We start from the raw sequence: 24,969 nt of genomic DNA, 5'->3' as shown, positions 1-24,969 counted from the left end.
ATCTGTGACTGAATCTGCCGGCGCAGCCGATCTGCGGTAAGGAAGGTCTGCGTTGTTGGGTCTTTGAGTTGGTGCATTGGTGCGGTAGCCCGCATTGCTTCCGCCCCTCGCTGCGCTCGGATGCGTATGCCGCCGGGAGCGCGGAGCGCTATCCGCTAGTCTGCGTAATCCCTGCCCTGCGGGAGACTCTGTGTTAATCTGTGACTGAATCTGCCGGCGCAGCCGATCTGTGGTAAAAAAATACCACCCTACACCCTCGGCCGCCAGATTCAACAATCCACTCACTCACCAGGCAAAGCAAAGCAAAGGCCCCAAATCCCCGCTACGTCCGCGGTAACCCAAGCCCCTCCGATAAATCCATACCCACCGACCGCCCCAGTTTACCATAAGCCCCGCACCTGCGTCCCCGCCCGTACCTTTGACCCATGCACAAAAGCGGATTCGTCAACATCATCGGCCGGCCGAATGCCGGGAAGTCCACCCTCATGAACGCGCTGGTGGGGGAGCGGATGAGCATCATCACGGCCAAGCCGCAAACGACCCGCCACCGCATCATCGGTATCCTGACCACCGAGGACTGCCAGGTCGTCTTCAGCGATACCCCCGGCTACATCGAGGAGGCCAGCTACAAGATGCAGGAGAAGATGAACAGCTACGTCAACTCCAGTTTCGAAGACGCCGACGTGATGATCTACCTGGTCGATCCGCAGGAGGAATACGGAGAAGACGACCTGCTGGTCGGCAAGCTGCGCCGCATGGACGTGCCGCTGTTTCTGGTCTTCAACAAGCTGGACCTGGTAGACGAGAACCGCGTCAACCAGCTCGAGCGGCAGTTCAAAAAGTGGATGAAGCCGCAACGTATTTTCGGCATTTCGGCGCAGTCGGGCCTGGGGGTAGACGACCTGTTGGTGGCCATCAAGGAAGCCCTGCCCGAAGGACCGGTGTACTTTCCCGAAGATCAGCTCACCGACCGATCCGAACGCTTTTTCGTTTCGGAGATACTGCGTGAGCAGATCCTCGAGCAGTACCACCAGGAAATACCCTACAGCGTGGAGATCGAGATCGAAACCTTCGAGGAAACCGAAACCAAGGACGGAGAAGAGCTCGCCCGCATCAGCGCCGTCATCTACGTAAGCCGGAAAACGCAGAAGCCTATTCTCATCGGTAAGGGCGGCAGCTCCATCAAAAAGCTCGGCACGAATGCCCGCAAGCGGATGGAGGAATTTCTCGGACGAAAGGTATTCCTGGAGACCCACGTGAAGATCCGGGAGGACTGGCGGGACGACGAGCAGTGGCTCAAGCGGTTCGGGTACGATCGGTGAGGCACGCCAGTCGCTGCGCTCCTGACTGGTAGACGGGCGTGCGGCCCTGATAGAGACACGGCCGCGGTACCGTATGCTAGAAGGGAGTATGGCCCGGCACCGAACTTGTACGTACGGGCGGTACGTTGGGGAAGTACACCTAACTACTAGCGATCATGGCTGATTCCAAAAAAACCACCGACCACGACACCATCAAAAAATGGACCGAAGACCGCAACGGAGCACCTGCTAAAGTGGCGAGCACCGACGGGGGCGACGGCGAGATCATTCGCATCTACTTCGAACAGAAGACCGAAAACTCCGACCTCGAAAAGATCGGCTGGGACGAGTGGTTCAAGCAGTTCGACAACAGTAAGCTTGCCCTGCTGCACAGCACCGAAGCCGGCAATACCTTCAATAAACTGGTGAGCCGCGACTGACATCACGCCATCATTTTTTCAATCCAACAATCCCTAATTCCCCCCCCCATGGCAGAAGCCACCACCACCGACCACGCAACCATCCAGACCTGGGCCAAGAAGCACAACGGAGTGCCCGGCGTGGTCGAAGAAACCACGACCGCCAACGACTCCCGGCCACTCGCCATCATTTGGCCGGAGAACCGAAGCGACGCGAAGTTGCGCGAGATCAGCTGGGATACCTTTTTCGACCACTTCGAGCTGCGCCAACTGGCCCTGCGGCACGATAAAGAGGGAATGTCGAAAGATTACCGCTTCGTCGGAAGAGGGTAGCCCTAGGCCACCCCGCTGGCCGATTCTATTATTTCCAGTTGCAGAATTACGTCATCTAACGCGACGGCCGGAGCGGCCCCGTCGCGAACGACGGCGTGCATGTTTTCGAATAACCCCATCCACCGGCCGGTCTCGGTCATGACGGGCCCCCGCACGGTCAGCCCGTTCGTCTCCGTGTGCAGCAACCCGTGCTGCTCGGCCGGTTCCTCGCCGAAACGGTCATGGCCGGGCAGGATGCCGGCCTTCAACTGGTCCTCCTGCACGTCGATCCCGTACTTGACGTAGCTGCCCCGGTAACCGTGCAGGGTGTAGCGGGGGGTCGGCTCCCGCGCGAGCAGGCTGCAGGACAGGCTCACGCGCAGGGGAAGTTCGTAGGTAAGTTGCAGGTCGAAGGCGTCGGGGATGGAACTGTCCCTGCGCTGCGTCCAGGTGGCCCCGCTCACCTCCTGCGGACGGCCGAACAGGCAGATGGCCTGGTCGATGATGTGGGCCCCCAGGTCGTAGAGCATACCGGCCGCGGCCCCGGGCTTTTCTTTCCAGGGTTTGGTGTTGGGCTCGGGTTTCCACCGGTCGTAGCGGGCCTCGTAGTTGACCAGCTCGCCGAGGGCACCGCCGTCGACTACCTTGCGGGTGGTAAGAAAGTCGCTGTCCCACCGCCGGTTCTGAAATACGAACAGGTGCAGGTTATTGGCGGCGGCGAGGTCGCGCAGTTCCCGCAACTGGGCGGCCGTGGCGCAGGCGGGCTTGTCGACCAGCACGTGCTTGCCGGCCTCCAGGGCCGCCCTGGCGAATTCGTAGTGGGTCGCGTTGGGGGTAGCGATACTGACCAGGTCGATCGCGCGGTCGGCCAGCACGATGTCCAGGTCACGCGTGGGGTTCATCCCCGTAAATTCCGCGGCCAGCTCATCGGCCCGGCTGGTCACCACCCGTGCTACGTGGAAGCCGGGGTGGGCGCGGTAGAAGGGGGCCTGGAGATACCGGCCGGACAGGCCAAAACCAATAAGGCCAACGTTGATGGGAGGGGAAGAGCTCATGCGGGGGCGGTTGTGCGGGTAGTGATTTCCCCCTCCAACGCGATTCCCGTACCAAGGTTGGAGCGGGTTTCCGGCGCGGGTGCGCGGGTGCAGCGTATGCCGTAGCAGGGAAAAAAGCTCGCGGGCTTGTAGTACATTGCTTACGTATGGACGCGATCAGCATTTTGGTAGTGGAAGACGACCCGATCATCGCCGCCGATATCGAATCGAGTGTCAACCGGATGGGCTATGCGGTCACGGAAAAGATCGCGGCGGGCAAGGAAGTACTGCCCGCGGTCCGGCGGTCCCGGCCCGACCTGGTCCTGATGGACGTACAGCTGGGGGATGATATCGACGGCATCGAAGTGGCCCACCGCCTCAACCAGGAATTTCCCACCCCCGTCATTTTCCTCACCGCCAACAGTGACCGCGTGACCTTCGAGCGGGCCCGGGAAGCGGTGCCCGCCGCCTTTGTCTCCAAGCCCTTCGACGTGGTCGACCTGCAGCGGGGCATCGACCTGGCGATTCGGAATTTCAGCCGGCAGGATCAACCGGAGGCGTCCGACGGCGACAGCGTAATCCTGCAGGACCGGATCTTCATCCGGGATACCCGCCGCAACCTTTTCAAGGTGGAGTTTGCCGATATTCTCTACATCCAGGCACAGGGAAATTACTGCGACATATTCACCGTAGAGGGCAAGCATACGGTTACCTGCAACCTGAAGTACCTCCTCACCCGCCTGGATAACTACACTTTCGTGCGGGTACACCGCTCGTACCTGATCAACCTGGCCCAACTGGATTCCGTGGGGGAAGTATATCTCCACCTAAAGGGCCGGCAGGTTCCGCTCTCACACGGCTACCGCATCGATTTTCTTTCCCGCCTCAATACCCTCTGATCCATGCCCGCACGACCGCCGTTCCCGGGTCCGGCCCTCAGGATACTGCCACTGTTGCTGGGGGCCGTGCTGGCGTGTTTGCCCCTGGCGGCCCAGAGCACTTCGGCGGAGGCGGAAGCCTGGCTACAGCGGGCCCGCGAGTCCGAAAACGGCGACAGTACGGAATTCTACCTTGACCTGGCCCAAACGGCCGTGCAAGACCATGGCATGCCGCGGCTGGAAGCCGATATCCTCAGCGAATTGGCGGACGTATACTCCAACACCGGCCGGTTCGAGCAAAACCTCCGGGTAAGTCAGCGGGCCATCGACCTGTACCGGCTCGTTGATGCCCCCCGTGAAATTGCCTACGTCACCAACCGGCTGGCTCGCTCCTTTAAGAAGATGGGCGACGTGAACGGCGACCCGTCACTGCGCGACCGCGCCCTGGACTACGCCCGGCAGGCGGTCCACCTGGCCACGACCGCGCGGGACACCGCGGAAATGATGGAGGGATACAACCTGGTCGGCGTGCTGCACCGCGACCTCCGACAGTGGCCCCCGGCCCGGCAGGCCTACCTGGAGGGGCTACGGCTGGCGGAGGAGTCCGGCATCCGGAGCCAGGTCGTCGGCTCGCTCTACGCCAATCTCGGGCAGTGGTATATGGATTTCGAAAAGGATTATCAGCGTCTCATCGACGAGCTGGAGGCGGCCCGGGTGATCTACGACGAGCTCGGCGACTCCACGGGGATCGAGCATGCCTACCGCAACCTGGGACACGCGTACCTGCACATGGGAGATCTCGAGGAAGCTATTCGCTACGGCAAGCTTTCGGTGGCCGTGGCACAAGGTATCCGCGATCCCCACCGCCTGTTCAGTGCCTACGAGGAGCTGGCGGAGGCACAGGAGGAGGCCGGCCAGTACATGGAAGCCCTGCGTTCCTTCCAGACCGCGAGGAAGTACGAGCGGGCCACCCTCAGCCAGGAGGAAGGACGCACCATCGCCGAAATGGAAACCCGGTACCGGACCCGGGAGAAGGAAGCGACCATCGCCAACCGCGAAGCGGAACTTGCGCGGGTGCGCCGCACGCGGATGCTGGCCTTCGCCGGTCTCGGCCTGCTGGCCGTTGCTGTATTCTTCATCTGGCGGATCGCCCATCTCCGCCGACGGACCAATGAGGAGCTGACCCGCCGCAACGCCGATATCGAGGCACAACGCGCGGAGATCGAGGAGAAGAACCGGCAGAACGAGGCCCTCATCCACGAAATCCACCACCGCGTAAAAAACAACCTCCAGGTGATTTCCAGCCTGCTGAATCTTCAGTCGCACCACCTGGAGAAAGGCGACGCGCTGGATGCCCTGCGGGCCGGCCAGAGCCGCGTCAAAAGTATCGCGCTGCTGCACCAGACCCTATACCGACACGGCGCGCCGGCGGCGATCGGGATGGACGCCTATACGGACCTCCTGCTAAATAGTATCGGATCGGCCTTTGGCGTGCGGGGCGACCGCATACGCCTGGTCAACGAGGTCGTTCCCCGGGAGCTCGACGTGGACCGGGCCGTATCCCTGGGCCTCATCATCAACGAACTGGTAACCAACGCCCTCAAGTACGCTTTTCCGGGCGATCGCCGCGGCCGGGTGGTGGTCTCCCTGACCGAGACGGCCCCCGGCCGGCTGCGGCTGGGGGTAACCGACGACGGGGTAGGGACGCAGGCCACTTCCGACGCACCCGGGGCTACGCACTTCGGTACCCGGCTCATCGGTATCCTGGCGCAGAAACTGGGGGGTAAGCTTTCGTACGCCGCGGTAGGAGGGACCGGGGTGTACCTCGATTTTCGCGTCGACGAACCAGCGCTGGTGAGTTAGGTGCACGCGGCTCGTACAATTAAGTACCACTTTCGTACAACCCCGCGGGAGGCTCGTACACACGACCCGGGGAGCGGGCAGGGTAGCTGCTACCTTAGTGAGGCATACACTATGAACCACACTCTTTTCACATTCCTTTTTTAGACTTTTTTCGGGGGTTCCCTTTGACTTCCCGGATATTGGCGACCCCGGTTGCCGTTTTGCATTAGCCCTCCCTTTCGTGTGCGTACCGTTCGTCCCTCGGCGGGCGCCGGCCGCCGCGGGAGGGCATGGCTATGTATCGCGTGTACCCGGAACGTTACGGTCTTATCTTGGGCTTGTGCCTCCCTATTCTCTCCTTTCGTTACTCCTGCTGCTGGGCGTTCACCTGTCGGTGGGCTACCTGCGGCTATCCCGCATCCCCCGCAGCCGCTGGCTTTCTTTGGCCGGCGGAATATCGGTGGCTTACATTTTTCTGCACGTACTTCCGGAGTTTGCCGTGTACCAGGAGATTTTGTCCGGTAACGAGAAGATCGGCTGGCTGGCGTATCTTGAGTACCACGTCTACAGTTTCGCCCTGCTGGGCTTGGTGGTTTTTTATGCGCTCGAACGCGCGGCCAAGCGGTCGCGGGAGACTCACCGGGAGCCGCACAACGATCACGGGGAGCACAACGTGAAGATGTTCTGGATCCACATCGTCTCCTTTATGCTTTACAACGGAATCATCGGCTACCTGCTGGTGTGGCGGGAGGATCAGACGCTACTCGGGCTCCTCTACTACGTGGTTGCGATGGCGTTTCACTTCGTTGTGACCGACTACGGGCTTTATGACCACTACCGTGCGCGCTACCGCCGCCCCGGGCGGTGGCTGGTGGCGGCGGCCCTGGTGTCGGGTTGGGTGCTGGGGCTGCTGGGCCGCATCTCCCCGGCCTTCATCGGGATCATTTTTGCCTTCCTGGCCGGTGGGGTGATCATGAACGTACTGAAGGAAGAGCTGCCCGAAGAGCGGCGCAGCAACATCTGGGCCTTCGTGGGTGGGGTAGGGGCCTACTCCCTGTTGCTGGTGGCTACCTGACCCGCGGGTATCCAGGCTTGCCCGAACACCGCACCTGCGTTCGCGCCTAAATCGGATTAGCCAATTTGAAATTTCCTACATTGACGGGGCCAAACACATAAAGATGAAGACCGATCGCAGAAAATTCCTCCGCCAATCCGCCAAATTCGGGGCCGCCGGCCTGTTGCTGCCGGTGTGGGCATGCAACAACGGCAACACCAACGACACCGAAGCCGACGTGGAGGAGATCGACGCCAACGAGCAACGCGCCGAAGCCGCCGGGGGCACCCTTGACACCTTCGGTATTCAGCTCTACACCCTCCGCGACGTGTTCCCTCAGGACGTCAAGGGCACCCTGCGCAAGGTGGCCGATTACGGCTACAAGCAGGTCGAAGGGTACGAGGCCGACCAGGGTATTTTCTGGGGCATGGAGCCACAGGAATTCAAGGATTACCTCGACGAGCTCGGCCTCACCATGGTTTCCACCCACTGCAACATCGACCAGAACTTCGAGCAGAAGGCACAGCAGGCCTCAAGCATCGGCATGGACTACCTGATCTGTCCCTACATCGGCGCCCAGCCCAGCAAGGACGCCTGGCAGGCGGTCGTGGACAAGTTCAACCAGCGCGGACAGACCTGTGCCGACAACGGGCTGCGCTTCGCCTACCACAACCACGGCTACAGCTTCGAGAACGTGTACGGTATTGTACCTCAGGACTTCATGATGGAGAACACCAACGATATGGTGGACTACGAAATGGATATCTACTGGGTGGTCACCGGCGGGGCCGACCCCGTCGCCTACCTCAACAAGTACCCCGGCAAGTGGACGCTGTGCCACGTAAAGGACCGCGAACGGGACGCCGATCTCAGCGAAACGGAGGCTTCGGTCGACCTGGGTACCGGCTCCATCGACTTCGCCAAGGTGCTTTCGGTAGCCGAAGACCAGGGTATGGAGTACTACATCGTAGAGCAGGAACGCTACGTGGATTCTACCCCGCTGGAGAGTGCCGAAGTGGACGCACGCTACCTCCAAAACCTCAAGTTCGGAAACGGCTAATCGCTAGTCGTTGACCGCTACCCCCGTGTAAAACAGTACCCGGGTGCCTTCCTGCACTTCTTCGTCAATCCATACCTCCCCCTCGTGGTAGCGAATGATGCGGTCTACCAGGGCCAGTCCGATACCGGTACCCTCGAAGTCGCCGCTATTGGTCGAACGGGTAAACAGGTCGAAAATGCGGCGGTGCTGGTCGGGCGGGATGCCTATGCCATTGTCGGAGACATAAAACACCGGGAATCCGTTGCGGCGCTCCCCGGTAAAGCCTACTTCCACCCGCGGCACGGCCTGGTGGGCGCTGTACTTGAATGCGTTGGACAGGAGATTCGTAAACACGGTTACCAAGTGGTTCCGGTCGCCGGCGATGTCCGGAATATCGGGCTGGACGGTGCAGCAGGGCCGGCCATCCGATGAATTGGAAAAGTCGGCGAGGACGCGGTCTACGAGCTGGCTGACCGACAGGCTGTTGACCACCATGCGGGAGCGGTCGATACGGCTGAGGGCGAGCAGGTCATCCATAAAGACCCGCATGCGGTCCGCGTTCTGCTGGATCACCGACAGGTGGGCGATGCCCTCCTGCCCCAGGTTCGAGGAGAAGTCTTCCCGCAGAATTTCGGCATAGCTGGAAATGCCCCGCAACGGCGCGCGCAGGTCGTGACCGATGGTATAGCTAAAGACCTCCAGGTCTTCGAGTGCCTCCTGCAGGAGAGCATTGTGGCGGCGGGTGCTGGTATAGCGCTCCATGACCGTCTTTTGAATGAAGAACTGCAGCGCCTGCGCGGAGCCGATGTCGTCGTCGCTCCAGGAGGTGGAATGTTGCCGGCGGGTTTGCTCGTTGATGGCGAATTGGCGTTCCCCCCGTTCCCCGGCATGGCTGCCGAAGCGTACGGTTTGAACCGTTTCCGGCTTGAACCAGATTATCCACTGGTTGGCGGCGGGGTCGAGCGGGAGAAACATCATACCCGCGGCCTTGCGCACGAAGGGTTTCGCCGGTGGATAGTGGGCGCAGAGGTGATCCGTGTGCCAGATCGCGGTGTCGCCGACTTCCGCCTTCATCCAGCGCATGATCCCGTTGATCTCCTCTTCGGTGGGGCAGGCGCCGTGACGCGTCATCTCGTCTTCGGAACAGATCACGGCGCCGCGCGTCCCGCGAATGAGGTCCAGTACGGTCGTTCGCCCCTCGGTCAGTCCCTCGGCAAGGCCCTTTGCGTACACGATCTGGTCGTACAGCCGGTCCCGTACGCTATTGGCCTTGCGCCGCATCCGGAGGCTGCGGTGGTAAATGTGGTAGCCGATCTTTTGCTGGGCGACGCGCCCGGCCACCCGCAGGAAGGAGCGCATTTGGTAGTCGATATACACCGGCTCCACGCCGTGCATGTATACCGACCCCCACAGCTTGCCATCGATGATGAGGGAGAGGTGGCCGAGGGTCTTCAGTTCACTGTCCTCCAGGTACTTGATAAAGTTGGGGTTGGGTTCGCGGGCGGCGAGGTACTGGCGGAGTACCTCTTCCACCTCTGCCGATACCTCACCGCGGATATCCACGAGTGGGCGGTCCACGGACACGAAGTTCATGACGCTTTCCGCAACCTGGTGCCGACGGCTGGTAGCCGGTACGTCCGACGTCACGAAGCGGACATCCAGGAGGGAAGGGAGCTCGTCTTTCTTCGCCTCGTGGGTCACTATCCCGTTGCCGCTTTCGTCAAACTGCAGAACGATGGCGCGGTCGTACGCAAAGTGAAACGTGAGTCCGTCGCATAGGACCTGTAGCAGGTCATTGGTACTCGTATTGGACTCCAGCTCGTAGGTGAAGTCATTGAGCCGGGCGGAATAGTCGCCGGAGTGGGGCCAGGTGCGTCTTTCCTCGATCTCGAGAACGAGTTCCTGCCCGACGGTAGCCACCACGGCCTGGTAATCGCCCTTCGACCACCCTTCTGGATTCTGGAGGGCAACGACCGCGGGAAAGTCCTCGTGGATAAACTCGCAGATGTTCCGCACGAGCGGCTGGTCGAAGAGATCGTGCAGCGTCAGGTCTAGTAAATCCTCCGGATCCACCGGTAGAAATGCGCGCGCATTCGAGCTGGTTGCCCGAATGGCCAGGGTCCGACGATCGACGACCAGCACTAATGCATAAGATTGCACCTGGATATTCGGTGGCATGAAAGGCAAAGCTTTATATGCAAATCTACTATATAAGAAAAACTTAGTGCCCCAGCTCATTCTTCAAAAACCGCCCGGTATGACTTTCCGCCACCTGAGCTACGTCTTCGGGCGTTCCCGCCGCTACCAGCGTTCCCCCGCCCCGACCGCCTTCCGGTCCCATGTCGATAAGGTAGTCGGCTACCTTGATGACGTCCATGGTGTGCTCGATCACGATGACGGTGTTGCCCTTGTCCACCAGCTTTTGCAGTACTTTGAGGAGGTACTTGATGTCCTCGAAGTGCAGGCCGGTGGTGGGTTCGTCGAGAATGTATACGGTCTGCCCGGTGTCGCGCTTGGAGAGCTCCTCGGCCAGTTTCACCCGCTGGGCCTCGCCGCCGGAGAGGGTCGTGGCCCGCTGTCCGAGGGTGATGTAGCCGAGTCCGACGTCCCGTAACGTCTTCAGCCGGCGGTAGATCTTGGGGATGGGCTGGAAGAAGTCGGCGGCCTCCGCCACGCTCATATTGAGCACGTCGGTGATGGACTTTCCCTTGTACAGGATCTCCAGGGTCTCGCGGTTGAAGCGCATACCCTGGCAGTTTTCGCATTCCACTTCTACGTCGGGGAGGAAGTTCATCTCGATGGTGCGCATACCGCTGCCCTTGCACACCTCGCAGCGGCCACCCTTCACGTTGAAGCTGAAACGGCCGGGCTTATAGCCCCGGATCATGGCTTCGGGCAGCTTGGTGAACAGCTGGCGGATATCGGTGAAGACACCGGTGTAGGTGGCGGGGTTGGACCGGGGCGTGCGGCCGATCGGCGACTGGTCGATATCGATGACCTTATCAATGTTCTGCAGACCGTATACGCGGCTGTACTCCAGCGGTTTTTTCACGCTGTTGTAGAAGTGCTGCCGCAGGATGGGGTAGAGGGTCTCGTTGATGAGGGTAGACTTCCCGCTCCCCGACACGCCCGTCACGCAGGTGAGGGTGCCCAGCGGGATCTTGATGTCTACGCCCTTGAGGTTATTCCCCTCGGCGCCCTTCAGGGTGAGGAATTTGCCGTTGCCCTTGCGCCGCTTCTCGGGCACCTCGATCCGGCGGCGGCCGGCCAGGTAGTCGCTGGTGATGCTGCCGGCGTACTCCTGCTTCAGGAACTCTTCCGGTTTGCCGGCGGTCACCACGGCACCGCCCCGGACGCCCGCCCCCGGGCCCAGGTCGAGCAGGTAGTCGCTCGCCATCATGATGTCCTTGTCGTGCTCCACCACCAGCACCGTATTGCCGATGTCGGTCAGGTCGCGCAGGGCTTTGATCAGCCGCTGGTTGTCGCGCTGGTGCAGCCCGATACTGGGTTCGTCGAGAATGTAGGTGATGCCGGTGAGCTGGCTGCCGATCTGGGTGGCCAGGCGGATGCGCTGCGCCTCGCCGCCGGAAAGGGTACGGCCTGGCCGGTCGAGGCTCAGGTAGCCCAGCCCCACGTGCAGCAGGAACTGCAGGCGGAAGCGGATCTCCTTTAGAATGTCGGTAGCGATGAGGGTGGTGCGCTCGTCCATGCCCTCCTCGGCTGTCTCCATCCAGGTGCCCAGCTCGCCGAGGTCCATGCGGGCCAGGTCGCTGATGGTCTGCTCCTTGATCTTGTAGTGGCGGGCCTCCAGACGCAGGCGGGCGCCTTCACAGTCGGGGCAGGTATCGATGGTCATGAACTCCTCGGCCCAGGTGCGGATGCGCTCGCTGGTGGTCTCCTCGTACCAGCGCACGATCATGTTGACCAGGCCGTTGCTTTCCACGTCCCAGACCATATCGTGGGCGCTCTTGTCGTACTTGCTCTTCTTCTTTTTCTTGGTGTCCTGGCGGCCGTAAAGGATCACGTTCAGGGCGGCGGGGGGGATCTTCTCGATCGGGTCGCTCAACTTGAACTTCTCGGACTTGGCAATGGCCTTGATCTGTTTGAAGGTCGTGTTGTCGCGGGTGTCGCCCAGGGGCACCAGTCCGCCCTTATTGATGCTCAGCGAGCGGTCGGGGATGATCTTGGTGATGTCCGGGCTGTTCACCTGCCCCAGTCCCTTACAGGTCGGGCAGTAGCCGTAGGGGGAGTTGAAGGAGAAGGTATTGGGGCTCGGCTCCTCGTAGCTGATGCCGTTCTCGGCGTCCATGAGGTTCTTGGAGTAGGGGCTCACCTCGTTGGTTTCGGCGTCCTGTACGAACAGCAGGCCGTCGCCCAGCTTCAGCGAGGTCGCCACGCTCTGCCGCAGGCGATCGAGGCGGTCGGGGCTCATCTTGATGCGGTCGACCACCAGTTCGATGTCGTGCACCTTGTAGCGGCTCACCTGCATGCCCTCCTTCAGGTCCTGGATCTCGCCGTCGACGCGCACCTTGGTGTAGCCCTGCTTGCGCACCTGGTCGAAGAGTTCGCGGTAGTGGCCCTTGCGCCCGCGCACGAGCGGGGCCAGTACGATAATCTTCCGGCCATCGTAGGTATCGGCGATCTGGTCGAGCATCTGCTCCTCGGTGTAGCGCAGCATGGGTTGGCCGCTCACGTAGCTGTAGGCGGTACCGGCGCGGGCGTAGAGGAGGCGCAGGAAGTCGTAGATCTCGGTCACCGTACCTACGGTAGAGCGGGGACTGCGGTTGGTGGTCTTCTGCTCGATGGAGATCACAGGGCTCAGGCCGGTGATCTGCTCCACGTCGGGCCGTTCCATGGTGCCCATGAATTGCCGGGCGTAGCTGCTGAAGGTCTCCATATAGCGCCGCTGCCCTTCGGCGTAGATCGTATCGAAGGCGAGGCTCGACTTGCCGCTGCCGCTCAGACCGGTAATGACCACCAGCTCATTGCGCGGCAGTTCCACGTCGATGTCTTTCAGGTTGTGCTCCTTCGCGCCGATGACGCTGATGAAGCGCTCCGTGTGGGGGATTTCCGGCGTTTTCTGGGGCGGGGCCGCGGGTGCAATGCGGGCTTCCGGGGAGGGGGCCCCGGTAGGCTTAGCTGTCGATGAAGGCATAGCCTTAACAACCCGGTTGGGCGGGGTGTGGTTGTGTCGCCTGGTCGGGGTAGACGTTTGTTGGCGGTCGGGGCGGAAGCGATGCGGGTTACCGCAACAACGCAACAACGCACTGACTTTTCTACCACAGATTCGGCTTCGCCGGCAGATTTAGCCGCAGATTGACACAGATCAGCTTCGCTGCTGCCTTCGGCGGTTCCCGCACAACAGGGATTACGCAGATTAGCGGATAGCGCTGCGCGCTCCCGGCGGCACACCCGAGCACAGCGAGGGGCGGGAGCAATGCGGGCAACCGCAATAACGCACTGACGCAATGACCCAACAACCCACTGACTTTTCTACCACAGATTCGGCTACGCCGGCAGATTTAGCCACAGATTGACACAGATCAGCTTCGCTGCTGCCTTCGGCGGTTTCCCGCAGGACAAGGGATTACTCGGATATACGGATAGCGCTGCGCGCTCCCGGCGGCACGCACCCGAGCGGAGCGAGGGGCGGGAGCGATGCGGGCTACCGCAATAACGCACTGACGCACCGACCCGCCAACAAACCCGGTAACCCGGATCGGACGTGGACGTCCTCAACCCGAGCGGAGCGAGGGGCGTGAGCGATGCTGGCAACCGCGACAACGCACCAACCCAACAACCCACTGACTTTTCTACCACAGATTCGGCTTCGCCGGCAGATTTAGCCGCAGATTGACACAGATCAGCTTCGCTGCCGCCTTCGGCGGTTTCCCGCATGACAAGGGATTACTCGGATATGCGGATAGCGCTGCGCGCTCCCGGCGGCACGCACCCGAGCGGAGCGAGGGGCGGGAGCGATGCGGGCAACCGCAACAACGCAACAACTCAACAACGCAAAGACCCCAACAACCCCTAGGCCAGCCCAGCCAGCTCAACCCCATCAGCCACGTACCCTTGCGGCCCGTCCCGGAGAACGAAGCGGACAAGGTCGCCCTTACGCACGACGGGGACGCGGAGGTTCCGGCGGCGGAAATAAAACTCCTCGCGGCTGCCGTGCAGGCGGAGGTAGCCGTAGCCCGGTCCGGGGAGGTAAAAGACGACGGTACCGAGCGATGTAGGTTCCACGGCCGAAAGGTACGGGGGCGGGGCCACGCTTCGGGGTGGTGCGGCATCTTCGGGTTGGTTAAGCCAACGACCAAGCTTTCCCGGCCGGGCGTGGCACCCGCGCCCGCGCCCCTCCGTACCTTTGTACTATGCTGAAACCCGTATTCCTGGGCCTGTTCCTTCTGCTAGCAAGCGGCGCGCACGCGCAGCTCGATACCCTCGGTCGGTGGACGAGCCTGCAGTCGCAATCGAAGGGAGCTTTCGTGACCCAGAGCCCGGAAGAGATCATCTATACCACGCGGAACCTGATCTTTTTTGTCGACAAGGAGGACTTCAGCGTCCGCTCCCTTACCCGCACGGAGGGGCTGGCCGGCGGCCGGATCGACCTAATCCGCTACCACCCGCCCACGGGCACGCTGCTCATCGTCTACGAAAACAGCACCCTGGACCTCTACCGAGACGGGCGTTTCTCCACCCTGCGGCAGATCGACAATTTCAACTTCAGCGGCGACAAGCGCATCTACGATATCGCCTTCGGCGAGGATAACGTCGTATACCTGGCCGCGGGGTACGGAGTCAGTGCCCTCTCGCTCGACGAGCAGATCTTCACCTTTACCACCTTTACCGGGGTGCGGGTCAATAGCGTGGCTACCCGCGACGGCCGGCTCTACGCAGCCACGCCGGAAGGACTCTACGGGGTATCGCTGCGCGGCGTCAACATCAACGACTTCAATACCTGGGAACTGCTCGGCCCGCAGACCGGCCTGCCGGGGGACTACAACTCGCGGACCATCGTCACCTGGCGCGACAATCTCTACTTCGGGGTCGACAACGATGTATACCGCCTGGCGGGTGATACGGCCCTGCTGCACTACGACGCCCCGCCCCTGGACAACCGCCTCGCATACCTGAGCGGGGGGGCGAGTGGACTGCTGGCCGGTTACCGCTGTACCGGTTCCGGGTGCCGCGACCGGGTAGTGCTTTCGCTGGGAGAAACCCCGGGCGACGCGACACCCCTGCGCGACTGCGCCTACTTCACGAATTACGCCATCGAGGACGAGCGGGGACGCATCTGGTTCGGCGACGACGCCAACTTCATCCACTACCTCACCGAAGACGGCGCCGACTGCCGTAACCTGCAGTACCCCGGCCCCCCGACGGACCGCGTATACCGTATGGTGCACGACGGTACCGACCTGTGGGTAGCCCCCGGGCAGCTCGACGAAAATACGACCCCCTCCTTCGATTACGATGGCCTGTGGAAATACGACGGTGTCTCCTGGACGGTGTACAATCGCTTCAATACCGAGGTGCTGCGGGGGCAGGACGGGGCCGTCAACGGCGACGACGATTTTGCTACCATCATTGATGTCGATTACGATCCGGTCAACGATATTCATTACTTCAGCTCCTTTTTTGAAGGCGTAGTGGCGCTGGACCCGGAGGGAGAATTTACCCTCTTTGACGAGCGAAACAGCAGCCTCGAGCTGGCGCCGGACGCCGGGCCGGGGCGCATCCGCGCGGCCGGCGCGGCTACCGATGCCCAAGGGTATACCTTCTTCGCCGTGAGCCGGGCGGCCCGCAACGGCATCGTGAGCGTGCGCAGTCCGGACGGGGAGTGGGCCGCGCTGGGGCAAACGTGCGACCTGAATATCGCCATCGACCTCGCGGTGGACAATTACGGTTTTGTCTGGGTCGTCCACCGCGGCGGCGCTAACGGCGGTCTGACGGTCATCGACACCAACGGTACGCCGATGGACCCCTCCGACGACCGCTGCCGTACGATCCTGGCCAGCAACAGTCAGTTGCCCACCAACGAAACCCGCAGTATCGCCGTCGACCTGAGCGACCGCGTCTGGGTGGGCACGGCCGAGGGCATTGTCCTGTTCAGTTGTGGGCCTAACGTGTTCGACGGAGAATTTTGCGTCGGTTCCCGTCCGGCGGCGGAGGCCGAGGACGGCTTCGGCGGTTACCTGCTGGAAACGGAGGAGGTGCGTACTATCGCCGTCGACGGCGCCGACCGCAAGTGGGTAGGGACCAACGGCGGCGCCTTCCTGCTGTCCGAAAACGGCCGGGAGCAACTCCTACTTTTCGACCGAGGAAACAGTCCACTCCTCGACGACGTGGTGAAGAGTATCGCCATCGACCCGGTGTCGGGAACGGTCTACTTCGGAACCGAGCTGGGCATCATCAGTTACCGGGGGGACGCGACATCGGCGGCGGAGGGCTTCGTGGAGGAAATCGTCGTTTTCCCCAATCCGGTCGAGCCGGGCTACGATGGGCCGGTAGCCATCCGGGGGCTGGGGCGTGACGCCCGGGTCAAGATCACCGACATAAGCGGTAAGCTGGTCAGCGACGGCGTTGCGCAGGGCGGACAGTATACCTGGCAAGGCACCGACTATACCGGGCGGCGGGTAGCTACGGGCGTGTACCTGGTCTTTGCGTCCAGCAATCGACGCTTTGCCGTAGAAAACCCGGGTAGCGCGGTGGCAAAGATCGTCTTCATCCGGTAGCCCGCCCGGGGGATGTGGGCGAACGGCACTATCTTGGGCGGCGTGATCCCCGACTACCACTACCGTGCCGACCAGCCCGATCCGGCTACGACCCGCCTGCTCCACGTGCTCTTTTACGCCGCGGCGGCCCTGCTCCTGGTGGCCGGCGTCCATTCGCTCTACGTTTACGTTACCGGCTGGACGGCGGGCGACGACTACAGTCACCTCTGGCAGCTGCTCCTGGCTATCCTGTACCTGCTGGCCGCCGGCGCGGTAGCCTACGCGACGTACAACCACGGCGGGGGGAAGGAGGCGGCCCCGGAACGCTACGTGGACGTGGCGGCGGGCACGATGACCTACGCCCTCGATCAGTTGGCCGGGAAGCAGCGCGTGGACCTGACGCAACTGGCGCAGGTGACCCGGCCCTCGGTCCGGGAGCTCATCCTGGAATTCCGGGACGGGCGGCAGGTGATCCTGCCGGTATACCTGATCGAGGGGGAGGAGAAGCAACGCGAGCTCGAGGCGCTCCTGCAGAACGCCGCGCGTGCCTGATCAGGCCTTGTTGGCCAGCTGTCCGCAGGCCGCGTCGATGTCCTTGCCGCGGCTGCGGCGTACGGTGACCATCACGCCGCGGTCGCGCAGGTAGGTCGCGAAGTCGTCAATGCGGTGCTCGCTCGACTTGCGGAAGGGCGCGTTGTCGATGGGGTTGTACTCGATGATATTCACCATGGAGGGGACGCGGCGACAGATGCGGTACAGCTGCTCGGCATCCTCGAGGGTATCGTTGAAGTCCTGGAAGGTGATGTATTCGAAACCGATGCGCTTCTTGGTCTTTTCGTAGAAATACTCCAGGCTCTCGACGATGGATTCCAGGTTATTGGTCTCGTTGATGGGCATGATCTCGTTGCGCTTCGCGTCGTCGGCGGCGTGGAGGCTGAGGGCCAGGTTGACCTTGGTGTCCTCGTCGGCTAGTTTGCGGATCATCTTGGCGATGCCGGCCGTGGAGACGGTGAGGCGGCGGGGGGCCATATTGAGGCCGGTGTGGCTGGTGATGCGGTCGATGCTGCCTACTACCTCGCGGAAGGCCAGCAGCGGCTCGCCCATGCCCATGTACACGATGTTGGTGAGCGGCTTGCCGTAGGTTTCCAGGCACTGCTCGTTGACCAGGTATACCTGGTCGTAGATCTCGGCGGCGGTGAGGTTGCGCAGCCGCTTCATGCGTCCGGTAGCGCAGAAGCTGCAGGTGAGGCTGCAGCCGACCTGGCTGGATACGCACACCGTGAAGCGGTCGTCGGCGACCACGGGAATAAGTACCGACTCGATCAGGTGGCCGTCGTGGAGGCGGAAGCGGCTCTTGAGGGTACCGTCGGCGCTGCGCTGAAAGCGGTCGAGGGTGATCACCGGCAGGGTGTAGCGTTCCTTAAGCTTCTCACGTAAGGGAAGTGACAAATTGGTCATCTCGTCGAAGCTGCGGGCGCCTTTCTGCCACAGCCATTCGTACACTTGCTTGGCGCGGAACTTCTTCTCCCCCGACAGAATAAGGTCGGAGGTCAGCTGTTCCAGGCTGAGTGAGCGGATGTCGGGTCGGGTAGCGGTCAGTGTGGCCATGCACGAGCAACGCCTGACCCGCGACGGGGGTTGAAGCGGCAACCAAGCTCCCGGTCATACGTTACTAAACTCCGGCCCCCGGGCCCCTTTGCTTGCAGTGCACTACCTATGAACGTACCACCTAATTATCTGGACCTTTACGAGCAGGCGCTTCGCTACGACCGCGTGGGAGACCCCTACACTGCCGTGAAGCTCCTGAAGAAGGTGACCCGCATCGTGCCCGAATGGGCCGACGCGTTCCGGGTACTGGGTACGATCTATAGCCGCCGCCACGAATGGAAGCCGGCCTTCCACTACTGGAGCAAGACGGTGGCGCTCGACGCCGACGATCGCGACGCCTGGTGGCAACTCGGTCTGGCGGCCGTGCCCCTCAAGCGGATGCGCATCGCCCAGACGGTATGGTCCAAATTCGGTTTCGCGGACCTCGATACCAAGCGGCCCCTCGGTCTGCAGCTGCGTCACCAGGATGGCTACGAAATTCTCTGGATGCAGGCTTTGGACGCCGCCCGCGGCCGGGTCGTCAGCATTCCGCACCCCGGCAGCGGCATGCGTTACCGCGACCTGATGCTTTACGACCGCCGTGGTCAGCAGGGCTATAACGTCATCGGCCGCCGCCGCGTACCGATCTACGACGCGGTCACGCGCATCAAGCGGTCACCCTATCAGACCTTCAGCTGCCTGCTGCACACCGGTGACGCGGCCCGGATCGAGCAGCTCGAGCAACTTTGTTACGATGCCGGACTGGGGTTTGAAGTGTGGAGCAACGCGACGCGGGCCGTTCAGCACGATCGCGCCAACGCCAGCGACGACGAGCGGCGAGCCTTCCCGGAGTACTACAGCGACCTGCTGCCCCGACCGGAGAACGGTACCGCCCTGGTGGCAATCGCCGCTGTCCACCCGGCCGAAGTAGAGCGGGTACTCAACGCCTGGCAGATCATTTCACTGCAGCAATATTCTGACTTGCGCGGTTACTGAGCGATTCAACGAAGCGGATGGTCTCGGTTAGCCCGCCCAGGCAGGTAGCGCGGGGGTATTCGGAGAGATCGTGCAGGGTGGCCTGGTAGCCGGAGAGGAGCAGGCGGCTGTCGGGACAACGCTCGAGAATTTCCGCCGCGAGTTCCTCGACGGGCCGGGCCACGAAGGTGCTGGAAAGAATGGCGAATAAGTAATCCACCTCCGTGACGCGGACCAGATCCTCCAGGTCCTGGGGGGAAACGTCGGCGCCCAGGTACAACACGGGAAACCCACGCTTGCGCAGGAGGTACTGCACGAACAGGGTGCTGAGTTCCTGCCGTTCGCCCTCGGGCAGGAAAAGGGCGAAACGCGGTAGCCCCCCCGGCCCGGCGAAGGGAAGCTGGTCGGTGGCCGCCAGTAGTTTCTGGCGAATCAGGGCGCTGATGAGCGACTCCTGCACCGACCGGACCGAGCCGGTAAAATAGAGCAGCCCCAGCTTATCCAGCATGGGGTAAACCACTTCCATCATGGTCTCCTCGAAGCCCCGCTGGGCCACGTTGGTGTCGATGATGAAGCTGAACCGTTCGGGGTCGGGCTCCACGGCGCAGAGCGTGAGGGCGTCGAGCTCGGTGTCGGCGCTGATGTTGAGGGAGGATACCGACGCTACGGCCCGGCGGCGCTCCCGGTCGGAAAGGGCCGCGATCTTGCTGATGCGGTAGCCGTGGCGGTTGAGAAGGGCAATGTTGCAGAGCTCTTTCAGGTCCGGCTCCAGGTAGTACCGCACGTTATTCTCGTCGCGCCGGGGAGTGACCAGGTCATACCGCTGCTCCCAGGCCCGTAGCGTATGCGCCCGGATACCGGTAAGTTTTTCAACGTCGCTGATGGTGTAGACGACCAAGGGAATATGGTGATAGCGTGAAAGAACGGTGGCCGGGGGACTAACGCCACCCTAAATAAATGGTTCAGGAGCCCCCGCGACCTAACGTTCGGGGCCTTTGTGGTATTTTTCCCGGACGGAATCCTGCCCTATGCGTCTACCTCTACTTACTTTTCTTCCCCTCCTGCTACTCTCTGCCCTTCACGGCCAGGACTGCTATTACCAGTTGCAGCTAACGGATCAGGGCGGCGACGGCTGGAACGGTGGTGAGGTAACCGTGAGCGTGGACGACGTGACCACCACCTACACCCTCGACGCCACCAACGACGACGGGGCGCGGCGCGATTTGTTCTTCCCCGTGACCAACGGGGCGGAGGTGCGCATCGGATACCGCGCCGGGGCTTTCCCGGAGGAGGTGGGCTTCAGCGTGCTGGACAACAACGACAGCCTGCTCTATACCGTACAGGCTCCGGCGACCAACCCAACCCTGAACACCCTTACGGCCAGCTGCCGCACCTGCGCGCCGCCGCCGCTTTCCTCCATCGACTTGTACCGGGTGCGGTACAATTCCGTGGACATCCGCTTTCGCGGCACCCCCGGTGCCCCTACCTACGTGATCCGCTACGGGCCGGCGGGGGTAGATCCCGAGAGTGAGGACGTCACCCGCCTCGCTACCCAGGATACCATGCTCCGGGTGAGTGGACTGGATACCCAGACCGCCTACGACTTCTACATCGAAACCGAGTGCGCCGGTACCGACGAGACCAGCGTCCGGCGCGGGCCCTTCCGCATCCGCACCCAGATCCGGCGGGACGTGGGCGTGACCATGCTGCGGCAACCCGTAAGCGGCTGTCAGCACGACGGGATGGACTCGTTGACCGTCGGAATTACCAACTTCGGGGGGGAGGCCCAGCAGTTTATCCGGATCAACTTTACAGTGAACGGAGAGGACGGCGGCGTCAATTTCCCCTTCGACGGTATCTATACCGGCGTGCTGGGCGTGGACAGTACCAAGTACTTCACCTTCGATACCCAGGTAGACCTCAGCGAGGCCGGATACTACGAGATCAGGGTATGGACCGAGCTGGAGGACGATCAGGCTACCGGAAACGATACGCTGACCGCCACCGTCGTGAGCCTGCCCAAGATCGATGCCTTCCCCTACGTCGAAACCTTCGAGACGGACAACGGATTCTGGCTGCCCGCGCAGGGCGGTGCCGGACCGGTAAGCTGGGCGCGCGCCCGGCCCCGCGCGCCGCGTATCGACCGGGCGGGCGCGGGCGCGTACGCCTACGTGACCAACGCCACCGGCACCTACAACGACGACGAGCTGAGCTACCTCTCCTCGCCCTGCTTCGACTTTACGGGGCTGAACGAGGATCCCTACCTCTCCTTCCTGCTGTACGTGGACACGGAGGCGGAATTTGACGGCCTCTACCTCCAAAGCAGTACCGACGGCGGCCGCAGCTGGCGTCGTCTGCCCCGCAACGCCACCGGTATCAACTGGTATAACAACGGCCAGCAGCGGCAGTGGGACGGCGACGGTGGATTTGGCGGACGGTACGCCCTGGTGGAGCAGCAATTGGCCGGCCTGGCCGGGGCCGACGAGGTACGGCTGCGGTTTGTCTTCGAGAGCGACGGCGACAACCAGCGTGAGGGCGTATCCATCGACAACGTACGCATCACGCGCAGGCAGGGCACGGACTACGCCGCGGTACGTGCCCGCCTCTCCAACGCCCAGAACTGCGGGGAGCGCATCGATACGCTGGCCTTCACCTACACCACACTCGGCGGCCAGCCGGTGGATTCCGTCACCGTCAGCTACTCGCTCAACGGCGGTCCGGAGGTGAGCGCGCGCGCCCCCGCCCCCCGGGTACCCGGTACCCCCCTGACCTACCGCTTCCCCGAGCCGGTAACCACCGACAATGCCTTCCCCAACCGCATCCTCTTCCGGGTCACCGCAGACGGCGATATGGCTACCTACAACGATACCCTAACCTACGTCTACCCTCTGGCGCAGCAACTGCCCTTTCTGGTGGACTTCGAGGACGGGCGCCGGCCCGACGGCTGGGAAATTCCCGCCGACCTGACCATCGCCCGGCGGGCGGGTACCCCCTCCCTGGCCCTGACCGATAACCTCAACGGGCAGGACGGGGAAATGAACTTCACCACCGCAGCCTACGGTGATTTCCAGGCCTCCGACACCCTCACCTTCACCCTGCGGCTCCGCGATGCCGACGGCAACCCGGTAGCCGGTGGGCTGGTCGGGCTGACCGTGGACGCCCTGCAGAACTGCCCCGGTGTCGATGTCGGCGAGACGCTCATTGACCTCGCGGCCGTTCCCGCCGATTCGGTATTCCAGCTTACCGGCCTGACCGGCAGCGGCTACCGCTTCACCTTCACCGTCACGGGCGGCAGCCAGGACGTCTTCGTCACCTTTGACGACTTTGGCGTGCGCCGGTGCCCCGCCGATCTTAACCTGCGGTACGCGACCGACCCGCCCTCAGGCATCTTCGCCGACGACGGCACGGCTTACGTGCTGGTGGGGGATGGCCTCTCGCCCTATACCTACGCCTGGAGCAACGGCGATACGACGCAATCGGCCGATAGCCTGAGCGTGACGGATTACACCGTGACGGTCACCGATGCCGTGGGCTGCACCGACCAGCTTGCCGTAAGCGTGGACCTGCAGGCCGTCTCGACCGACGACCCCTTCGGCGTGTTGGCCGCGCTGGCGGTATTCCCCAATCCCACGGCCGGCCGGCTTGAAGTGCAACTGGAACTGCCGACCTACGAGGCGGTACGTATCGAGCTGTTCGACGGCGCCGGCCGACGTCTCGAGGTACGCGAACTGGGGCGGCGAGCGCGGGTTGCGGAGGAGGTGGACCTACGACAGCGTCCCGCAGGTGTATACTTCGTGCGGGTTACGGCCGGCGAGGCCGTGCGTACGCTGCGGGTGATCCGGCGGTAGCGGCGGGCTAGCGTATGCCCCGTTCGCGTAGGTTGGCTACGTAGATGGCGATATTGCGGGAATGCCCGGCCAGGGTTGAGGCGAAATTGTGTTGTCCGCTCCCGTCGCCGCGGGCGCAGAAATAGAGATACTTGTGTTCCTCCGGATCGAGCACCGCGTCGATGCTGCCTACGCTCGACATCGTAATGGGGCCGGGGGGCAGCCCCGGGTAGCGGTAGGTATTGTAGGGGCTGTCGAACTCGATGTGCCGGTTGAGGACCCGCCCGACGTCGAATTCCCGCGTGGCGAAGACGGCCGTGGGGTCGGCCTGCAGCGGCATGCCGATCCGCAGGCGGTTGAGGTACACGCCGGCGATGCGGGGCCGCTCGGAGGCTACCAGGCTTTCCTTTTCCACGATACTGGCCAGCGTATACACCTCGGCGGGGCTGAGGTCCAGGGCTTCGGCCTTTTTCAGGCGGTCGTTGGCCCGCCAGAAGCGCTCGTGCTCCTTTACCATGCGGGCGACGAAGTCGCGCGGCGTGGCGTTCCAGTACATTTCGTAGGTATTCGGGATGAAGAGCGTCTGCAGGGTTTTGGCCGTGTAGCCCAGGCTGTCGACGAAGGCCGCATTCTCAAAGAGGCTGAGGAAGGCCGCGCTGTCCGGCTCCAGAAACCGTGCCACCTTGGCCGCGACGTTCATGGGTTCGCGTTCGGTGGTGAGGACCACGTCCACGGTAGCCTGGGCACCGCTCCGGAGCTTGCGGATCACCTGTACGGCACTGCTGCCGGGGTTCAGGGTGAACCGGCCGGAGCGCATGCGCTCCCGGTAGAAGCCCATCTGCTGCGCCAGCGGATCGAAGAAGGTGCGGTTGGGAGTAATACCCTGTACGGCGAGGGTATCCATGACCTGCTCGTAGGAGCTACCGGTCGGGATTTCCACGGCTACCGGGCCGGGCGCGTCGGCGGGTACGACGGGTACCACCATGATCTGGTAATAGGCATATCCGGCGACGGCGAGACACAAAAGAAGAATAAGTCCGAGGATCCGTTTCATAGCAGTATATCAGAAAAACGCCCTGCCGGGGCCGGGGTTGCCGATGCAAAGCTAAGAAGCTGTCCGCTACGGGGCGAAGTGACGCCTAGTACTGCTCCTCGTCGCCGGGGAAGTTGCGGGCCTTGACGTCGCTGACGTAGGCGCTGGTGGCGTCGCGAATGACGTCAAACAGCTCGGCGTAGCGCCGCAGGAAGCGGGGGTGGAAGTCCTGGGTAATGCCCAGCATATCCTGGGTCACGAGCACCTGTCCGTCGGTGTGTACGCCACCCCCAATGCCGATGGTGGGGATTTCTAGGGATTCACTCACCTTCTGGGCGAGATCGGCGGGAATCTTTTCGAGTACGAGTCCGAAACAGCCCAGATCTTCGAGCAACTTGGCGTCCTTCATCAGGCGGCGGGCCTCGGCTTCCTGCTTGGCGCGCACGGTGTAGGTGCCAAACTTGTAGATCGACTGCGGGGTCAGGCCCAGGTGACCCATTACGGGAATACCCGCCGTGAGGATGCGCCGGATACTCTCTTCCACTTCCTGTCCGCCCTCGAGTTTCACGGCGTGGGCGCCGCTTTCCTTCATGATGCGGATGCTTGACTTGAGAGCCATCTTGCTGTCGCCCTGGTAGGTGCCGAAGGGCAGGTCGACGATTACCAGCGCCCGTTGCACGCCGCGCACGACACTGCTGGCGTGGTAAATCATCTGGTCCAGGGTGATGGGCAGGGTAGTTTCGTGGCCTGCCATCACATTACTGGCCGAGTCACCGACCAGCAGCACGTCGACGCCGCCGGCGTCCAGGATTCGCGCCGTGGAATAGTCGTAGGCGGTAAGCATGGCGATCTTCTCCCCGCTTTCCTTCATGGCCCGCAGGGTGTGCGTGGTCACCCGCTTTACGTCGCTCGCTTTGTGTACGCTCATGCGGCAAAGGTAAGTTGCGCAGC

19 protein-coding genes are annotated in these 24,969 nt (G+C 62.5%); 11 read left to right on the top strand and 8 right to left on the bottom strand.

The annotated features are described in order from the left end of the window. The first annotated feature begins 425 nt into the window (after positions 1–425). The 3 genes from era (at position 426) to DQG19_RS20135 (ending at position 2,053) form a co-directional block, all read left to right on the top strand. Positions 426–1,322, top strand: a complete 897-nt coding sequence (era, locus tag DQG19_RS20145; protein WP_116128290.1) for a GTPase Era — start codon at positions 426–428, stop codon at positions 1,320–1,322. Positions 1,323–1,477: 155 nt separating this feature from the next. Continuing rightward, the gene (locus DQG19_RS20140) at positions 1,478–1,741 is read left to right on the top strand and encodes a hypothetical protein (RefSeq protein WP_116128288.1); all 264 of its coding nucleotides are present in this window, start codon (positions 1,478–1,480) and stop codon (positions 1,739–1,741) included. Between the two features lie 48 nt (positions 1,742–1,789). Continuing rightward, on the top strand, positions 1,790–2,053 hold the full coding sequence (locus tag DQG19_RS20135) for a hypothetical protein (RefSeq protein WP_116128286.1): 264 nt from the start codon (positions 1,790–1,792) through the stop codon (positions 2,051–2,053). 2 nt (positions 2,054–2,055) lie between these two features. On the opposite strand, the gene DQG19_RS20130 is transcribed toward DQG19_RS20135, so the two are convergent. Beyond that, a complete protein-coding gene (locus tag DQG19_RS20130) occupies positions 2,056–3,087 on the bottom strand; it encodes a Gfo/Idh/MocA family oxidoreductase (protein ID WP_116128284.1) in 1,032 nt (343 codons plus the stop codon). A gap of 146 nt (positions 3,088–3,233) precedes the next feature. On the opposite strand from DQG19_RS20130, the gene DQG19_RS20125 reads away from it, so the two are divergent. The 4 genes from DQG19_RS20125 (at position 3,234) to DQG19_RS20110 (ending at position 7,900) form a co-directional block, all read left to right on the top strand. Further along, positions 3,234–3,965: a LytR/AlgR family response regulator transcription factor gene (locus DQG19_RS20125; RefSeq protein ID WP_116128282.1), complete on the top strand. Its 732-nt coding sequence runs from the start codon at positions 3,234–3,236 to the stop codon at positions 3,963–3,965. Between the two features lie 3 nt (positions 3,966–3,968). Continuing rightward, positions 3,969–5,807, top strand: a complete 1,839-nt coding sequence (locus DQG19_RS20120) for a sensor histidine kinase (RefSeq protein WP_116128280.1) — start codon at positions 3,969–3,971, stop codon at positions 5,805–5,807. 319 nt (positions 5,808–6,126) lie between these two features. Next, positions 6,127–6,861 carry a hypothetical protein gene (locus tag DQG19_RS20115; RefSeq protein WP_116128278.1) on the top strand — a complete coding sequence of 245 codons (735 nt, stop codon included), beginning with the start codon at positions 6,127–6,129 and terminating at the stop codon, positions 6,859–6,861. Positions 6,862–6,964: 103 nt separating this feature from the next. Next, on the top strand, positions 6,965–7,900 hold the full coding sequence (locus DQG19_RS20110; RefSeq protein WP_116128276.1) for a sugar phosphate isomerase/epimerase family protein: 936 nt from the start codon (positions 6,965–6,967) through the stop codon (positions 7,898–7,900). A 3-nt stretch (positions 7,901–7,903) separates the two neighbouring features. Here DQG19_RS20110 and DQG19_RS20105 read toward each other — a convergent pair whose 3' ends face one another. The 3 genes from DQG19_RS20105 to DQG19_RS20095 all read right to left on the bottom strand — a co-directional run bounded on the left by DQG19_RS20105 (position 7,904) and on the right by DQG19_RS20095 (position 14,125). Next, the gene (locus DQG19_RS20105) at positions 7,904–10,057 is read right to left on the bottom strand and encodes a sensor histidine kinase (protein ID WP_198661823.1); all 2,154 of its coding nucleotides are present in this window, start codon (positions 10,055–10,057) and stop codon (positions 7,904–7,906) included. Between the two features lie 43 nt (positions 10,058–10,100). After that, positions 10,101–13,034, bottom strand: a complete 2,934-nt coding sequence (gene uvrA, locus DQG19_RS20100; RefSeq protein ID WP_116128272.1) for an excinuclease ABC subunit UvrA — start codon at positions 13,032–13,034, stop codon at positions 10,101–10,103. An 878-nt stretch (positions 13,035–13,912) separates the two neighbouring features. After that, the gene (locus tag DQG19_RS20095; RefSeq protein WP_116128270.1) at positions 13,913–14,125 is read right to left on the bottom strand and encodes a hypothetical protein; all 213 of its coding nucleotides are present in this window, start codon (positions 14,123–14,125) and stop codon (positions 13,913–13,915) included. Between the two features lie 128 nt (positions 14,126–14,253). Between DQG19_RS20095 and DQG19_RS20090 the strand changes: the two genes are divergently transcribed. Both DQG19_RS20090 and DQG19_RS20085 read left to right on the top strand, forming a co-directional pair. Continuing rightward, the gene (locus DQG19_RS20090; RefSeq protein WP_116128268.1) at positions 14,254–16,617 is read left to right on the top strand and encodes a hypothetical protein; all 2,364 of its coding nucleotides are present in this window, start codon (positions 14,254–14,256) and stop codon (positions 16,615–16,617) included. Positions 16,618–16,659: 42 nt separating this feature from the next. Then, positions 16,660–17,148, top strand: a complete 489-nt coding sequence (locus DQG19_RS20085; RefSeq protein WP_116128266.1) for a hypothetical protein — start codon at positions 16,660–16,662, stop codon at positions 17,146–17,148. Here the strand turns inward: DQG19_RS20085 and rlmN are convergent, their stop codons facing one another. Next, positions 17,149–18,204: a 23S rRNA (adenine(2503)-C(2))-methyltransferase RlmN gene (rlmN, locus tag DQG19_RS20080; RefSeq protein WP_116128264.1), complete on the bottom strand. Its 1,056-nt coding sequence runs from the start codon at positions 18,202–18,204 to the stop codon at positions 17,149–17,151. 108 nt (positions 18,205–18,312) lie between these two features. Here rlmN and DQG19_RS20075 point away from each other — a divergent pair, with 108 nt between their 5' ends. Next, positions 18,313–19,179, top strand: coding sequence for a tetratricopeptide repeat protein (locus tag DQG19_RS20075; RefSeq protein ID WP_116128262.1), 867 nt, complete (start codon positions 18,313–18,315; stop codon positions 19,177–19,179). Here DQG19_RS20075 and DQG19_RS20070 read toward each other — a convergent pair. Further along, complete coding sequence (locus DQG19_RS20070) at positions 19,139–20,056, bottom strand: MerR family transcriptional regulator (protein WP_116128260.1); 918 nt, start codon at positions 20,054–20,056, stop codon at positions 19,139–19,141. The genes DQG19_RS20075 and DQG19_RS20070 overlap by 41 nt on opposite strands. 130 nt (positions 20,057–20,186) lie before the next feature. Between DQG19_RS20070 and DQG19_RS20065 the strand changes: the two genes are divergently transcribed. Beyond that, complete coding sequence (locus DQG19_RS20065) at positions 20,187–23,006, top strand: T9SS type A sorting domain-containing protein (RefSeq protein WP_116128258.1); 2,820 nt, start codon at positions 20,187–20,189, stop codon at positions 23,004–23,006. 7 nt (positions 23,007–23,013) lie between these two features. Here the strand turns inward: DQG19_RS20065 and mltG are convergent, their stop codons facing one another. Both mltG and panB read right to left on the bottom strand, forming a co-directional pair. Beyond that, positions 23,014–24,039: an endolytic transglycosylase MltG gene (mltG, locus tag DQG19_RS20060; RefSeq protein ID WP_116128256.1), complete on the bottom strand. Its 1,026-nt coding sequence runs from the start codon at positions 24,037–24,039 to the stop codon at positions 23,014–23,016. An 85-nt stretch (positions 24,040–24,124) separates the two neighbouring features. Beyond that, on the bottom strand, positions 24,125–24,946 hold the full coding sequence (gene panB, locus DQG19_RS20055; protein ID WP_116128254.1) for a 3-methyl-2-oxobutanoate hydroxymethyltransferase: 822 nt from the start codon (positions 24,944–24,946) through the stop codon (positions 24,125–24,127). Positions 24,947–24,969 lie beyond the last annotated feature (23 nt).

The organism is Lewinella sp. IMCC34183 (genome assembly GCF_003390915.1).
Lineage (GTDB): Bacteria > Bacteroidota > Bacteroidia > Chitinophagales > Saprospiraceae > Neolewinella.
This window is presented reverse-complemented; position numbering and strand designations above follow the sequence as displayed.

Coding starts and splice junctions, on each gene's coding strand:
- DQG19_RS20110 (WP_116128276.1), top strand. CDS start 6,965: ATGAAGACCGATCGCAGAAAATTCCTCCGCCAATCCGCCAAATTCGGG.
- panB (WP_116128254.1), bottom strand. CDS start 24,946: ATGAGCGTACACAAAGCGAGCGACGTAAAGCGGGTGACCACGCACACC.
- uvrA (WP_116128272.1), bottom strand. CDS start 13,034: ATGCCTTCATCGACAGCTAAGCCTACCGGGGCCCCCTCCCCGGAAGCC.
- DQG19_RS20125 (WP_116128282.1), top strand. CDS start 3,234: ATGGACGCGATCAGCATTTTGGTAGTGGAAGACGACCCGATCATCGCC.
- DQG19_RS20130 (WP_116128284.1), bottom strand. CDS start 3,087: ATGAGCTCTTCCCCTCCCATCAACGTTGGCCTTATTGGTTTTGGCCTG.
- DQG19_RS20090 (WP_116128268.1), top strand. CDS start 14,254: ATGCTGAAACCCGTATTCCTGGGCCTGTTCCTTCTGCTAGCAAGCGGC.
- DQG19_RS20075 (WP_116128262.1), top strand. CDS start 18,313: ATGAACGTACCACCTAATTATCTGGACCTTTACGAGCAGGCGCTTCGC.
- DQG19_RS20065 (WP_116128258.1), top strand. CDS start 20,187: ATGCGTCTACCTCTACTTACTTTTCTTCCCCTCCTGCTACTCTCTGCC.
- DQG19_RS20105 (WP_198661823.1), bottom strand. CDS start 10,057: ATGCCACCGAATATCCAGGTGCAATCTTATGCATTAGTGCTGGTCGTC.
- rlmN (WP_116128264.1), bottom strand. CDS start 18,204: ATGGCCACACTGACCGCTACCCGACCCGACATCCGCTCACTCAGCCTG.
- DQG19_RS20120 (WP_116128280.1), top strand. CDS start 3,969: ATGCCCGCACGACCGCCGTTCCCGGGTCCGGCCCTCAGGATACTGCCA.
- era (WP_116128290.1), top strand. CDS start 426: ATGCACAAAAGCGGATTCGTCAACATCATCGGCCGGCCGAATGCCGGG.
- DQG19_RS20140 (WP_116128288.1), top strand. CDS start 1,478: ATGGCTGATTCCAAAAAAACCACCGACCACGACACCATCAAAAAATGG.
- DQG19_RS20135 (WP_116128286.1), top strand. CDS start 1,790: ATGGCAGAAGCCACCACCACCGACCACGCAACCATCCAGACCTGGGCC.
- mltG (WP_116128256.1), bottom strand. CDS start 24,039: ATGAAACGGATCCTCGGACTTATTCTTCTTTTGTGTCTCGCCGTCGCC.